Raw genomic sequence first — 12,993 nt, forward strand, 5'->3', positions numbered from 1 at the left:
GATAGATAGAACGCGGATACGCGATCTCCTCTTCCCCTCACGAAATTCCCAATGGCCCTGAGAGCGTGGCTGCCCGCGAAGTCTCCCGTGACGGGTATGATGGCGTTGCGCGCCTGCATGTCCCGGATGAACCGGTAGTCCGCGTCCGAAGCCAGGAAATTGCCATGGGCACCCGCGAGGTCCCGGCCCAGCAGGAATGTCCTGTAGGTAATAAAGGAGATTCCGCGGTCTCCGTCCGACCGGTACTCCCATCTCAGGTCCAGGTGCCGTTCAAAAAAAGCGCGATACAATTCGGATACGCGCCGGATCTCATCGCCGCTCAACGCGACCCTGAAAGTACCTATCTGCGCCTGAATGCGTTCCAGGTTGCGACGGAATTGAACTTCGTCGCCGTCCGTGCGGTCGAAATACGTCACCAGTTCTTCGATCGCGGGCGTCACGGCGTTGAATCCGGCGTTTGAAACGGGCTTGCTGAAGAGGATGGAAAGGAATTCGGCACGCGATTCCGCCAGGGAGAAAATAGCCTTATAAAGCAGGTGCTCGATGAGGTTGTCCCGGCGGATATCGAGTATGAAGGCGTACCGGGGCCGGATCTGCGCAATGTAGGTGAAGTTCTGGTCGGGCCCCACGCCAATGTAGACTCCGTCCTCGACGCCAAGCCGGCTGAGCGTCTGCTTGACGTGGAGATAACCCGCCTCGTTTGAAACGATGTTGTCGCTGTCGAAATACCCGCCGGGTTCGGAGAGGGTATCCACCAGGGACGCGAAACGTTCCGCAGAGAAGGCGACGGGGGGATCCGCCCCCTCCGGATTTCCGCACCCTGTGCTCGAGAGGAGCATGGCGGCGAGAACAGCCAGCCTCGTTTTCCATATGGACATGAACTCAAACCCCCGGGCGTCCCGGCAGTATGCCTGCGCGATGCAACCGTCCTTTCTGCTGTATCTACTATAGCACGGATCCGGGTGGATTCAAAGTTGTTTATAGACGACGTATCCTGTTCAGACATCCATCCATTTGCCCCGGTCCAGCGACCGGTATTGTATCGCTTCGCCCACGTGCTCCGCGTTGATCTCTTCCCTGCCGGCCAGGTCGCCTATCGTTCTGGCGACCTTCAGGATTCGATCGTACGCCCTCGCGGACAAACCCAGGCGGGCGATCGCGTTTCGCAGCAGTTTGTGGGCCCTGGTATCCATCCTGCAGTAGCGACGCAGATCCCGGGGGATCATGTGCGCATTGCCGAAGGCTCCGACATGATCAGAAAACCGCCGCAACTGGCGCACTCTGGCCTGGTTTACCCGTTCCCGGATAAGAATTGAGGATTCACCGCGGGTGCCGTTGCTCAAGGTCCTGTACGGTACCGGGGGCACCTCGATGTGCAGATCGATCCGGTCGAGCAGCGGTCCCGAAACCCGCGCCATGTACCGTTGTATCTGAGTAGGCAGGCAAGTGCACTCGTGCCCGGGATCACCGAAGTATCCGCATGGACATGGATTCATTGCAGCGACGAGGGTAAACCGCGAGGGATAGGTCACGGACCGGGAAGCGCGCGCCAGGGTGACCTTCCCCTCTTCGAGGGGTTGCCTCAACAACTCGACCACGTGCCTTCTGAATTCGGGCAGTTCATCCAGAAACAGCACGCCGTTGTGGGCGAGCGGCACCTCGCCAGGTTTCGGATTGCGTCCGCCGCCGATCAGTCCCGCTTCGGTGATGGTATGATGCGGCGCGCGATAGGGCCTGGATGTGACCAAGGGGGCAAAGGACGGTATCTTGCCCGCCACGCTATGGATCTTGGTGGTCTCCAACGCCTCTTCCAGGGTGAAATCGGGGAGTATGGACGGCACGCAGCGGGCGAGCATGGTTTTCCCCGATCCCGGTGGGCCGATGAGCAGCAGGTTGTGCGATCCCGCGGCGGCCACTTCAATGGCCCGTTTCACATGATCCTGGCCCTTGACTTCGGCAAAATCGAAGGGGTACTCCACGTTGGACGGGAGGAGTCGATCCGTATCGTTCCTGAACCGACTGAAACCCTCCCGGCCCTGAAGGAAACGGACCGCGGACGCCAAAGACGGCACGCCGTACACGTCGATGTCCCTGGCCATCGCGGCCTCCTCCGCGTTCTCCCGGGGAACGATCAACCGGCGCACGCCCAGGCGCTGCGCGGCCAGGGCAATGGGCAGCGCGCCTCTGACCGGGCGGAGGGCGCCGTTCAACGACAACTCGCCCAGCAGGGCAGTATCTTCGAGGGACTGGACCGGTAACTGCGCCGACGCCGCGAGTATGCCCACGGCGATGGGAAGATCGAAGGATGTACCCGCCTTTCGCACGTCCGCGGGCGCGAGGTTGATGGTGATCCGGCGGTACGGATAGGTAAAACCGGACTGTTTGATTGCCGCCACAACGCGGTCCTTGCTCTCCCGCACGGCGCTGTCCGGCAGCCCGACCGTGGAAAAGTGCGGGAGGCCGTTCGAGATATGGGTTTCCACGACCACGCGAATGGCGTCGATGCCGTGCACGGCGCCGCTTGAAACACGCGATAGCAAACTGGCCCCCTTCCAGCGCAACTGACGTCCCCGTCTGACCGGCAGACAAATCCGCGCCTGCAATCTCTGTCTTTACGCTTCTTTCAGTCGGTGAGAAGGGATTGAATCTCGTATCCTGCCGCAATCGAGACTATTACTGATTTCTGTTGCCACAGAGTCGCGGATCACATATACTAACAGACTGGTTTCTCGGCGAGGCTGATCTCTTGTCCACGATCAAAGACAATCTGGCCCGGGTCTACGACCGTATATCCAGGGCCGCCGAACGAGCCGGCCGCGAGGCCTCATCCATTCACCTCATTGCGGTGTCGAAGACCAAGCCCCTGCCGATGATCGAAGAAGCTCGGCGGGCCGGTGTCACGGATTTTGGTGAAAACAGGGTGCAGGAGGCCCTTGAGAAAATCCGCGCGGACGACGGAGCGACGTGGCACCTGATCGGCCCATTGCAGCGGAACAAGGCAAAGTTCGCCGCGCGGGCTTTCGACATGATTCATTCCGTCGACCGCCTTTCGCTCGGTCGGGAACTTGACCGCCGGCTGCAGGCCGCCGGAAGGATCATGCCCGTGTTGATCCAGGTCAACACCTCGTCGGAGGAAACCAAGATGGGCGTTGAACCGGACCGCGCCCTGGAACTCGCGGAGCAGTTGTCGACCCTTTCCGGACTGTCCGTCAGGGGACTGATGACGATTCCGGCGTTCACGGCCGATCCGGAGGATGCCCGGCCTGCGTTCAGGCTGCTTAGGGAAACGCGAGACCGCATCGCGTCCGCCGGTATTACGGGCGTTGGCATGAACGTACTTTCCATGGGCATGTCTCACGACTTCGAGGTAGCCATAGAAGAAGGCGCGGACATGATACGGGTGGGAACGGCCATATTCGGCGCACGCCGGGCGTGACGCGCCACCGGGGCGAACCCGCCGCCGGATTGGGTGGTTGAGCGAGATTCCATATGGGACTGATCGAGTTTATCATAAACATCTACATGCTGGCCTTCGGTCTTCGACTGTTCATGCCGGCCGCAAGCCCCTTCAGCGAGAATCCGATTCAGCGGGGTCTCTACACGGCGACAGAGCCGGTGTTGCGCCCCATTCGCCAGGTCGTCATGCGTGGCGAACCCCGTTTCGACTGGTCGCCCGTGTTTGCCATAATCGCCCTCGTGATCGTGCGGGGATTCCTCGTGACGGTCATCATGGGCGTCCCCATATCCGCCTCCATGGCTTCCGGATTGCTGGATGTGTTCGATTTTGTGGCGCGTGTGCTCGCCATCCTGTTCCTCGGCGCCTTTTTCATCTCTATCGAGTCTCCATTCGCCTTCAGCCAGTCCGGCCATATGATGCACAACATAGCCCACTTCTTCCTTGCCCCCATCCGCCGCGTCACTGGCTACCAGATAGGCCGGCCGGACGTTTCCGCGCTGCTGGGCATCGTACTGCTGGGTGTTTTGCATGGCCTCGTACTGTATCAGGCGAGCGCGCTGGTTGCGCAGGCGGACGATTCCGCGGCGGGCACGATCCTCGAGAGTATCGTCTACCTGATCGACTTCATATTCGACGTGCTCTTTATCGTGATACTCGTCCGCGCCGTGCTCTCGTTCTTCAACCCGGACACGGGCAACGCGCTCTTTCAAATGCTCATCCTGTACAGCGATCCCATTCTGGCGCCGATACGCAGAATAATGCCGACTACGTACGGAATCGATTTTTCGCCGCTGATCGCTATTCTGATACTCAGGTTTATCCAGGTAAGTCTCCTGCCCCTGTTGCTTCGGCTCTGACGGGAGTGCGAACCAGAAAAGAGGTGAATGCATGGACATCAGTCCGGAGGAAATACGGAGTCGGAAATTCAAATTGCGTTGGGTCAGCGGCTATGACATGGATGAAGTGGAGGCGTTTCTGAACACGGCCGCCAGCGCCTTTGAAACGCTGGTCAAAGAAAATGAATCCCTGCGTGGCAAGTTGGCGGAGATGGACGGCGAGCTAACCGATATCGGACGGAGGCGGAAGCTGCTCGAAGACGCGCTGGTGTCCGCGCAGCGGGTCATACACGACATGAAGGCCAACGCCATGAAAGAAGCGGAAAACGTGCTGAAGGAAGCGGAAAACCAGGCGGACCGGTGGATAGCCGACGCAAACAGCCAAGTCTCCGAAATCAAGCGGGAACTCAGGGAACTCACCTCTTTAAGAAAGGACTACGAGGTTAAATTCAGGTTTCTGCTGGAGTCCCACAAGGAACAACTTGAGGCTATGCGAAGCACGGAGAACGAAAACGGGCAGAAATCGACCCTGGATCTCGCGCCGTAGTCCCGGACCAGACTGAATCCGGGTGTCGACTCGATTACCGCAGTCAGCATGGCCGGCACAGCCAGGTCGGCCAGCCCCGTGCACCAAGATGACGTACGACCGAATTTCGATGATGGCGAGCAGGGTGGGCGACCGCCTGCGGGGAAACAGGATCGTCGGCCTGATGCTTCCGCGTGGATCTTCGCCCGTGTTGCCCTGGGAGGCGATGGATTCCTCCCCGTCCTGGACACCCTTCGAAACGGTGTACCAGGCCGGGGCGGCACTGCTGCCTTCCTTTGGAAGCGATCCGGACCCGGAACGCAGAATCGATGCGGTGCGGGTTCTGCGGATGTTGCGCGCCGAGGCCCTGGTCATAGTGGTTGGATGTGACGCACTGACGGATAGGCTGGAAGCCGGTACTTTCGTCATCATTGACGATCATGTCAATTGCACCGGCGAGAATCCGCTTCGGGGACCGAACGACGAACGACTGGGCCTGAGGTATCCTGACATGAGCGAGCCCTATGACGCGCGCTGGACGTTCAGCCTGCAACGGGGCGCCGCGTCGATGGGACTTGATTTGCAGCGCGTGGTGTACGGACGGGTCGGCCGGACCGGGGATAAACCGGACACGTGTATGCAGGCGGGGATCGATGTGGTCGGCGAAGGTCTGGTGGATGAAGTGATCGCGGCCGTACACTGCTGTTTGCCGGTGGCCGCGGTGGGTGTCGTTGAAAAGGGTTGGCCGGGCGACGGAAATGCCTTATGTTCGTCGATGCCCGCGCGAAGCGGGGATTACGGACGGGTGGCGGAACTCATCAATCAATGTCTTCTTTGTCGTGGAGGTATGGATGACGGGTGAAGATCTGAAGCGATTCGAAAAACTCCTGCTCGAGAAGCGTGAAACGCTGTTGCACGAGTTGGGTTATTTCGGAGACAAGACGATTAACTCCGCGGCACGCGATGTCGCGGGAAGCTATCCGTTTTCGGAACACCCGGCAGACCAGGGTACCGAATCCATGGAGCAGGAACAGGCCTATGACCTCGCTTCGCGGGAGGGCAGATTCCTGTTTCATATCGACGAGGCCCTGGAACGAATCAAGAACGGCGCCTACGGTCGCTGCTACGTATGTAACGGTGAAATCGGCAAGGCACGGCTCGAGGCCGTACCCCACGCCCGCATGTGCATCGAATGTAAATCCAAGGAAGAACGAGGACTGATTTAACATCTCCGGACAGCACGCATTGGCAAAACCGGTCATCGTCTGCGCCGGGATCGTGATCCTGGACCAGCTTACGAAGATCGCCGTTCAGCAGTGGATGACGCTGTACCAGTCCTATCCCCTCATCGGGGATGTGGTTCAGTTTACGTATATTCGCAACCCCGGGGCGGCTTTCGGGATCACTTTCGGCGGGCGCTGGCTTTACCTGGTCCTCTCGATCGTCGCGTGCGCCGTGATGATCTATTATCTCGCCCGGCTTCCCGTTGCCGAGCGGCGGGGCCGGTACGCCATCATGACCGTACTTGGAGGCGCCCTGGGGAACCTGATCGATCGCGCGCTTTACGGTGAGGTCACGGATTTCATCGATATCGGAGCGGGAGCCTACCGATGGCCCATTTTCAACGTCGCGGATTCCGCCGTAACCATCGGAATCATCCTGCTCTTCACCCGGCTGTCCGCCATAAACCGGATCCTGAACGATGAAGCGCCTTCCGGATGAACGGGAGGGATCCTTCGTCGAAACCGTGGTGCCGTCCGATCAATCTCTGAGGCGCCTGGACCAGTATCTGTCGGAAACAGACCTCCCGGTGACGAGGTCCAGAATCCAGCGTTGGATACGGGACGGTGGAGTTTCGGTTAACTCGGTTGTCGTCAGAAAATGTGGTCACAAGGTGGCCGAAGGCGATATCGTCACCGTGACGGTACCCGGGGTCGCCCCCTCCCGCGCCGAACCGGAATCCATTCCGCTGGATATCATTTTTGAAGACGATGCGCTCGTCGTGGTAAACAAGGCGGCGGGAATGGTCGTGCACCCCGCAGCCGGCCACGCGAGATCGACGCTGGTAAACGCGCTTCTGCACCACTGCAAATGCCTGAAGCAATTTGAAGATCCAATCCGGCCGGGCATTGTGCATCGATTGGACAAGGATACGTCCGGCCTGATGATCGTGGCGAAACGCGAAGACGCCCATGCGCTGCTTTCACGCCAGTTGGCCGAACGCCGTGTCCGGCGCGGATATACCGGCCTGGTCTGGGGTTGTCCCGCGGAATCATCGGGTACGGTCGACGCACCGATAGGGCGGCATCCCCGGCACAGACAGCGGATGGCCGTAGTCGAAACGGATCGAGGCCGCCGGGCCGTCACGCATTTCAGAGTGCGCAGCGTAATGGAGGACGGGACGCTGCTGTCCCTGGACCTGGAAACCGGGCGCATCAGATCAGGGTCCACCTGGCCCATTTGGGCCATCCCATCATTGGAGATCCTGTTTACGGTGGACGGGTCAAGCGGCTGGCCAGAATCGTGCCCCAACGCCGCCCCAGGTTGAGAATGATGCTGGATGTCATGCGGCGGCAGGCGCTGCATGCGTCCGAACTGGAGTTTATCCATCCTTACTCGGGTCGGAACCATTCCTTCCAGGCGCCCGTACCCGACGATATGCGACAGGCAGTCGCCTTACTATCCGGCAGCAATTGAGCGTTTCTCCCTGTCCAAACGGGTGGGAACAATCCGGAGACCGTCCGCGGATGCGGACACCAGGCCCTGAATATCATGCTGGAATCGTCAGTAGCAGAGACACGCTCGGATATCCTGTGGCACCGTGTGGTCGAGGGGCTGACCCGAATGACGGCCGCAACGGGAGAAACCGACCTGTCCGCCGCCATAGAAGAGATTACCCTGGAGTTGTCCGGCGCGGAGTCATGCCGTTTCTTCATGGTGGACTGTGTATCGAATCATATCGTCTTCGAAACCTCCAGTTGCGGATTCGTCCATCCCGTAGCATCCGCGGAGGTCGAGGCGTTGCTGGCCTGGCTGCGCTCTCAACCCAGCACGCGCCTGATCGACGAACCGGGCGAAATGGAATGGCCCGTAAGCATCCTGGACGGCCAGGAACCCCTGGCCGGACAAGCCGTACTGTTCCATCACCAGATCGATGACCGGTTCCACTGCGTAATGCTTGCGACCACGGCCCCGGATCAGACTGCATTCAACCCCGAACGCCTGGAAGTGACCATTTCCCTGGCGCGACACGCGGGTTATACCGTTGCGCGGCTCTTGCACTTCAGGCTGGCCAGGCAGGAAATGCTGCATCGCACCGCGCTGTACGAAGTGGGCAAGAAGATCAGCAGTTCGCTGGACCTGAACGAGGTATTGAATCTGATCATCGACGCGTTGCATACCGTCGTACCCTATGACGCGGCGGCCATCGTTTTGCTGGACGAAGACCGGAACGCGGTTGTCGAACGGACTGTCCGGGGGTATGCGTCCGACCGGGACGCGATCAACCTCGAGATGGGCGAGGGCATCAGCGGTTCCGCGGCCGAGACAGGCAAGGCGATCATCGTGCCTGACGTGTCCCGGGACGATCGGTATGTGCAACACCGGCCGGAGACGAAGTCGGAAATGGCCGTTCCCATGCTTTCCGGCGGCCAGGTCATCGGAGTCTTCAACATTGAAAACGACCGGGTGAACGCCTACAACGAGGAAGCCCAGTCCCTGCTGGAAGCTTTTGCCTCGCAGGCGAGCATCGCCATACAGAATGCGCGTCTGTTCGACGACGCCCGGCGAAGCAGGCTGCTGGACCGGGAGCTGGAGGTCGCCGGTGAAATTCAGCGCGCCCTGTTGCCGCGCGCCGTGCCCGAGGTGCCCGGACTGTCCCTGGCGGTATACAGCGAACCGAGCAGGGAAGTCGGCGGCGACTTCTACGACTTCATCCCCTTTTCCGACAAGCAGTTGGGCGTGGCCGTGGGCGACGTGGTCGGCAAGGGCATACCCGCCGCGCTGACCATGGCTTCGCTTTACACTTCTTTCCACGAATATGCCAATTACTATGTATACCTTCCGAGCTACGTGATCGGCCACGTGAACGAGGTGTTGTACGAGGTCACCTCCGCCGATCGGTTTGCGACCCTGTTCTACGGCATAGCGAACATGCAGGAAATGACCTTTGTGTACTGCAATGCCGGCCATCCGCCTCCCCTGTTGTGCCGGAGATCCGGTGAGACGGTCAACCTGTACACAGGAGGCCTGATCGTGGGTTCCTTCGAGGACGCGAGTTTCGAGGACGGGCGCGTGTACTTAAGCGAAGGCGACGTCGTGGTCCTGTACTCGGATGGCCTCATCGAGAAATCCAACGAGGACGACGAGATATTCGGTATCAACCGGCTCGAACAGGCGATTAAAGACTGCCATGCCTGTCCGGTCGAGGAGATCAGGGATCACGTGATCGACGTGTGGCGGGCCTTCGTAGGCAACGGACGCCAGGACGATGACACGACCATGATTGTGGTCAAGCGGGAGTATTAGTTTACAGATGAGCGGGCAGGGGCATGTCCTGCCATCGCTTTTCACGCGTCAGGAACCTTGGAGGAAAGGGAATGGGCGTTCGTATAGGTTTTATCGGAACGGGTGGTATCGCGGGCATGCACCTGGGGCTCCTGCCCGAAATCGATCGGGCGGAACTCGTGGCGTTTTCAGATATCCTGATCGACCGGGCCCGGGCCGCGGCGGACCGCTGCGGCGGGCGCGCCTACGCCGACTACCGTGAAATGCTGGACAGAGAACAGCTGGACGCCGTGTACGTATGCCTCCCGCCCTTTGCCCACGGCGACCCGGAATTCGCCGTGCTGGACCGCAATCTCCACCTGTTCGTCGAGAAGCCTCAGGCGCTGGACGTGGAAACCGCGCGGAGCATCGCGGAAAAAGTCGAAGAAACCGGCGTCCTGTCCTGCGTCGGGTACAACTGGCGTTACCTGGACGTGACGCAAAAGGCGCGGGAACTGCTGGCCGGCGTGCGTCCGGCCCTGGCCCTCGGCTACTGGATCGGCAACACGCCGGGGTCGCCATGGTGGCGCGTGAAGTCCAAGTCGGGCGGCCAGATCGTGGAACAGACCACGCACGTGTACGACTGCGCGCGATACCTCATGGGTGAAGTCGTCAGCGTTTACGCGGCCGGAACGAAGGGGCGGATGGAAGATCTGCCCAATTACGACGTGGAGGACGCCAGCACCGTATCCCTTACGTTTGAGAACGGCGCCGTGGCGACGATACTCTCTTCCTGTGTCGCCGAACAGGGGTATGGGACGGCCCTGGAGGTCATAGCCCGCGGTCTGACCGTGAAGATCGGCGGAGGAAGCCTGAAGGTCGTACGCGAAGACGAAACAGTGCGGTATCCGGGCCGAAACAACCCCTACCAGCTCGAGAACGAACTCTTCCTGCAGGCGATCGAAGAAGGAAGCCCGTCGCTGATCCGGTCGGCTTACGGCGACGTGGTCAACAGTCTCGCCGTCACCCTGGCTGCGAACGAATCCATGGAGACGGGCGAGGTCGTCCGGCTCGGGTAGATCGTGCAGGTAACGCCCGGATTGCCGGCGTCACCCTTGGTTAGATCGTGCCGGAAACGCCCGGACTGCCGGCCGTTTACCCCAGGTAGCGCCTGAGGTTGTCGAGCCCGATGCGAACGCCATCGACGGGATGCTCGAGGCCTTCGAACTCGATGGAAAGCACGCCATCGTAACCGTGCCGAGAAAGGACGTGCAGGCAGGACGCCACGGGCACTTCGCCATGGCCGACGATGGCGCCCTTGAGATAGTTGCCTCCCCGCGTCCGGAACCAGCCCTCACCCGGGTCGGGCGCCGTGCCCGGCTGGGTGTGGAAGTCCTTGGCGTGGACGTGAAAGGCGTATGGAATCAGGCGGCCCACGGCAGTGTCCGGCGATTCATCCACGCACAGGAAGTTGCCCATGTCGATAAGTACGCCGAAGTTCTCGTGATTCACGCCATTGACCAGTTTTTCCACCCGTTCGCTGTCCTGGCAGAACAACCCGTGATTCTCCACCATGGTCCGGACGCCCAGATCCGCCGCGAACTCCGTCACGGCCCGGATCGCCGGAACGAGGATGGGCAGCGCGTCGTCGAATGAGCGTCCGCCGGGATGGCCGTTTGTAAATCCCCGTGTGGCATCGTGGCGCATGCCGGGCGCGCCGAGCAGATGAGCGATACGCACCTCGTCCTTCACCCGTTCCACCTCGTCCTTCCAGTTTCCGCCGCTTCCGTTGATGAAATCCGCACCGACCGTGTAATTGGCTATGGGGAGACCGGCCTCATGGCAGGCCGCGCGCACGTCCGGGGCGTATCGTTCGAATGCCTGCCCCCCGGGCGGGTGCAGCGAGGAAAACTCGATCACGTCATATCCTAGCTCCGCCGTCTTCCGGATCGCGTCGAATTCCGTCATCTCGCCGCTGCGTATCAGCCTGCTGTAGCTGTAAGAACTTACCCCGATCTGCATGGTACGCCTCTGAATTGCAGTAGTCCGGTCCCTTTGGGGTTGGGTATGCGGCAGTCCGCCGGTCAACAGACGGCCCGGCGGCTCACGATGCGGAAACCGCGGGATGGAGGACGGTATGCTCGAAGTCGGCGAGGACTTCCGACACCTCCGGCGCGTCGGGGAAGAACGAAAGAATGCGCAGCAGCACGTCGTCCAGCATGATATCGGGACAGGAAGCCCCGCAGGTCAGGATGACATCGACGGGCCGGGTGGCCGGGAGCCAGTCGATGGTCGCTACGATCGACCTGGTCTCGAGGTCGAAGTGGCGGATCTGTCTATCCGACAGGATGTCTTTGCTGCTGTTGATGAAAAAGGTGCTGATCGTCTTTTCGCAGAGCTCCACCAGGTGGGAAGTGTTGGAGGAGTTGTAACCGCCGACCACGAGGGCCACATCCGCCCCCCGTTCGATCATGGCGTAGGTGGCGTTCTGATTCTCGTTGCTCGCGTAGCACAGCGTATCCGAGGTGTCGGCAAAATGGTCGGCGATGCGCTCGGCGCCGTACCGCTCCTCCAGCGCCTCTTTGATCAGCCGCGCGATCTCGTGGGTCTCGCTGGCGAGCATGGTGGTCTGGTTGATCACGCCCACGCGGTTCAGATGGAGCGCGGGATCGAACCCCTCGGAGCAGTTTTCGCCAAACACCTCGTAGAACCGTTCCCGGCTTTGCCTGCCCGTAATGATATCGGCTAGTAAGAGGGTTTCTTCCCGGTCCCGGACCACTACGGTCGGGGCCTGCTGGACACTGTGGGAAAAGGTCGCCCGCGTCTCTTCGTGCCGGGGTTTCCCGTGAATGACGACCGTGAATCCCTGCTGGCCGATCTGCCCGCCCCGGGTCCAGACTTTCTCGACGAAGGGGCAGGTCGTGTCGTAGGTACAGAAGTCGATTCCCCGGCGGGTCAGCATCTCCTTGATTTCCACCGTGGTGCCAAAGGCGGGAACGACGACCAGATCGTCCGGGATCAGTTCATCCCACGGTATGAGTTGCTCGCCCAGCGTAGTGTGAATAAACTGAATGCCGCGGGCTTTGAGGTCGGTATTGACGTTAGGGTTGTGGATCATCTCGCTGAGCAGAAAGATCCGCTTGTCCGGGTTTTCCTCCAGCGTCTTGTAGACGATCTCGATGGCGTTTTCCACGCCGTAGCAGAACCCGAAGTGCCGGGCGAAAATGAACCGGACGCTGCCGAAATCCAATATGGAGGGCGCCAGGTTCTTCTTCTTGGGATCGACCAGCCGCCGTCCCTGCTTGATCCGGGAGGTGATCTCGCTCTTGTAGTAACTGGGGATGTCGAACTGGCGTGCCATCGCTAAGCCCTTGTGGATATGGTCTTTACCGGTACTCTAATCTAACACGGAGAACCCGGCGGGGCAACTGTTTTGGCTTTCGGGGCTAAATGCGGTGCGCGAGGGTCTCGTCGATATGCTTTTTCAGATATACCGTGAAGGGGGTGCCCCCGGTGCCGACATGCCCCTTGTTCTCTTGCTGTCCGGGTTTGAGCACGTACAGCGCAGCGTACTCGATATGCAGCCGCCGGAATTCGTACAGGGCTTCCACCGCGGCGTTGTAGGCGCCCTGTAATCCCGGCAGTTCGTTCCCGCGCCGCAGGACAAGCTCCCGGGCGGACGGTCCGCG

General features: G+C 60.5%; 14 protein-coding genes. 9 read left to right on the top strand and 5 right to left on the bottom strand.

The features are described 5' to 3' along the window. Window positions 1-878 (bottom strand): hypothetical protein (locus tag OXG98_17735; protein MCY3773852.1); only part of this gene is annotated, 878 nt, incomplete at its 3' end. A 120-nt stretch (window positions 879-998) separates the two neighbouring features. Further along, entirely contained in the window at window positions 999-2,540 is a 1,542-nt protein-coding gene (locus tag OXG98_17740; protein MCY3773853.1) for a YifB family Mg chelatase-like AAA ATPase, read from the bottom strand. Between the two features lie 206 nt (window positions 2,541-2,746). On the opposite strand from OXG98_17740, the gene OXG98_17745 reads away from it, so the two are divergent. From OXG98_17745 to OXG98_17785, 9 genes are all read left to right on the top strand, one after another. Next, a complete protein-coding gene (locus OXG98_17745; GenBank protein MCY3773854.1) occupies window positions 2,747-3,436 on the top strand; it encodes a YggS family pyridoxal phosphate-dependent enzyme in 690 nt (229 codons plus the stop codon). A 53-nt stretch (window positions 3,437-3,489) separates the two neighbouring features. Then, window positions 3,490-4,314, top strand: coding sequence for a YggT family protein (locus OXG98_17750; protein ID MCY3773855.1), 825 nt, complete (start codon window positions 3,490-3,492; stop codon window positions 4,312-4,314). A gap of 31 nt (window positions 4,315-4,345) precedes the next feature. After that, on the top strand, window positions 4,346-4,840 hold the full coding sequence (locus tag OXG98_17755; GenBank protein MCY3773856.1) for a DivIVA domain-containing protein: 495 nt from the start codon (window positions 4,346-4,348) through the stop codon (window positions 4,838-4,840). A gap of 88 nt (window positions 4,841-4,928) precedes the next feature. Continuing rightward, a complete protein-coding gene (locus OXG98_17760; GenBank protein ID MCY3773857.1) occupies window positions 4,929-5,681 on the top strand; it encodes a hypothetical protein in 753 nt (250 codons plus the stop codon). Beyond that, the gene (locus OXG98_17765) at window positions 5,671-6,045 is read left to right on the top strand and encodes a TraR/DksA family transcriptional regulator (GenBank protein MCY3773858.1); all 375 of its coding nucleotides are present in this window, start codon (window positions 5,671-5,673) and stop codon (window positions 6,043-6,045) included. The genes OXG98_17760 and OXG98_17765 overlap by 11 nt, the downstream gene beginning before the upstream one ends. A 19-nt stretch (window positions 6,046-6,064) precedes the next feature. Next, the gene (lspA, locus tag OXG98_17770) at window positions 6,065-6,541 is read left to right on the top strand and encodes a signal peptidase II (GenBank protein ID MCY3773859.1); all 477 of its coding nucleotides are present in this window, start codon (window positions 6,065-6,067) and stop codon (window positions 6,539-6,541) included. Continuing rightward, complete coding sequence (locus OXG98_17775; GenBank protein MCY3773860.1) at window positions 6,522-7,367, top strand: RluA family pseudouridine synthase; 846 nt, start codon at window positions 6,522-6,524, stop codon at window positions 7,365-7,367. Before lspA ends, OXG98_17775 begins: the two co-directional genes overlap by 20 nt. 224 nt (window positions 7,368-7,591) lie before the next feature. Then, a complete protein-coding gene (locus OXG98_17780; GenBank protein MCY3773861.1) occupies window positions 7,592-9,346 on the top strand; it encodes a SpoIIE family protein phosphatase in 1,755 nt (584 codons plus the stop codon). Between the two features lie 71 nt (window positions 9,347-9,417). Continuing rightward, window positions 9,418-10,383: a Gfo/Idh/MocA family oxidoreductase gene (locus OXG98_17785; GenBank protein MCY3773862.1), complete on the top strand. Its 966-nt coding sequence runs from the start codon at window positions 9,418-9,420 to the stop codon at window positions 10,381-10,383. Window positions 10,384-10,459: 76 nt separating this feature from the next. On the opposite strand, the gene OXG98_17790 is transcribed toward OXG98_17785, so the two are convergent. From OXG98_17790 to OXG98_17800, 3 genes are all read right to left on the bottom strand, one after another. Beyond that, window positions 10,460-11,326 carry a sugar phosphate isomerase/epimerase gene (locus OXG98_17790; protein MCY3773863.1) on the bottom strand — a complete coding sequence of 289 codons (867 nt, stop codon included), beginning with the start codon at window positions 11,324-11,326 and terminating at the stop codon, window positions 10,460-10,462. An 82-nt stretch (window positions 11,327-11,408) separates the two neighbouring features. Further along, window positions 11,409-12,665, bottom strand: coding sequence for a 4-hydroxy-3-methylbut-2-enyl diphosphate reductase (locus OXG98_17795; protein ID MCY3773864.1), 1,257 nt, complete (start codon window positions 12,663-12,665; stop codon window positions 11,409-11,411). An 85-nt stretch (window positions 12,666-12,750) separates the two neighbouring features. After that, the coding region (locus OXG98_17800; protein ID MCY3773865.1) for a hypothetical protein at window positions 12,751-12,993 on the bottom strand (243 nt) is incomplete at its 5' end.

This window comes from Gemmatimonadota bacterium (genome assembly GCA_026706345.1).
In the GTDB taxonomy this organism is placed as follows: Bacteria; JAAXHH01; JAAXHH01; order JAAXHH01; family JAAXHH01; genus JAAXHH01.

Excerpts from the sequence above, each read along its gene's own strand:
- OXG98_17750 (MCY3773855.1), top strand. The coding sequence starts at position 3,490 with ATGGGACTGATCGAGTTTATCATAAACATCTACATGCTGGCCTTCGGT.
- OXG98_17755 (MCY3773856.1), top strand. The coding sequence starts at position 4,346 with ATGGACATCAGTCCGGAGGAAATACGGAGTCGGAAATTCAAATTGCGT.
- OXG98_17760 (MCY3773857.1), top strand. The coding sequence starts at position 4,929 with ATGACGTACGACCGAATTTCGATGATGGCGAGCAGGGTGGGCGACCGC.
- OXG98_17765 (MCY3773858.1), top strand. The coding sequence starts at position 5,671 with ATGACGGGTGAAGATCTGAAGCGATTCGAAAAACTCCTGCTCGAGAAG.
- OXG98_17775 (MCY3773860.1), top strand. The coding sequence starts at position 6,522 with ATGAAGCGCCTTCCGGATGAACGGGAGGGATCCTTCGTCGAAACCGTG.
- OXG98_17780 (MCY3773861.1), top strand. The coding sequence starts at position 7,592 with ATGCTGGAATCGTCAGTAGCAGAGACACGCTCGGATATCCTGTGGCAC.
- OXG98_17785 (MCY3773862.1), top strand. The coding sequence starts at position 9,418 with ATGGGCGTTCGTATAGGTTTTATCGGAACGGGTGGTATCGCGGGCATG.
- OXG98_17790 (MCY3773863.1), bottom strand. The coding sequence starts at position 11,326 with ATGCAGATCGGGGTAAGTTCTTACAGCTACAGCAGGCTGATACGCAGC.
- OXG98_17795 (MCY3773864.1), bottom strand. The coding sequence starts at position 12,665 with ATGGCACGCCAGTTCGACATCCCCAGTTACTACAAGAGCGAGATCACC.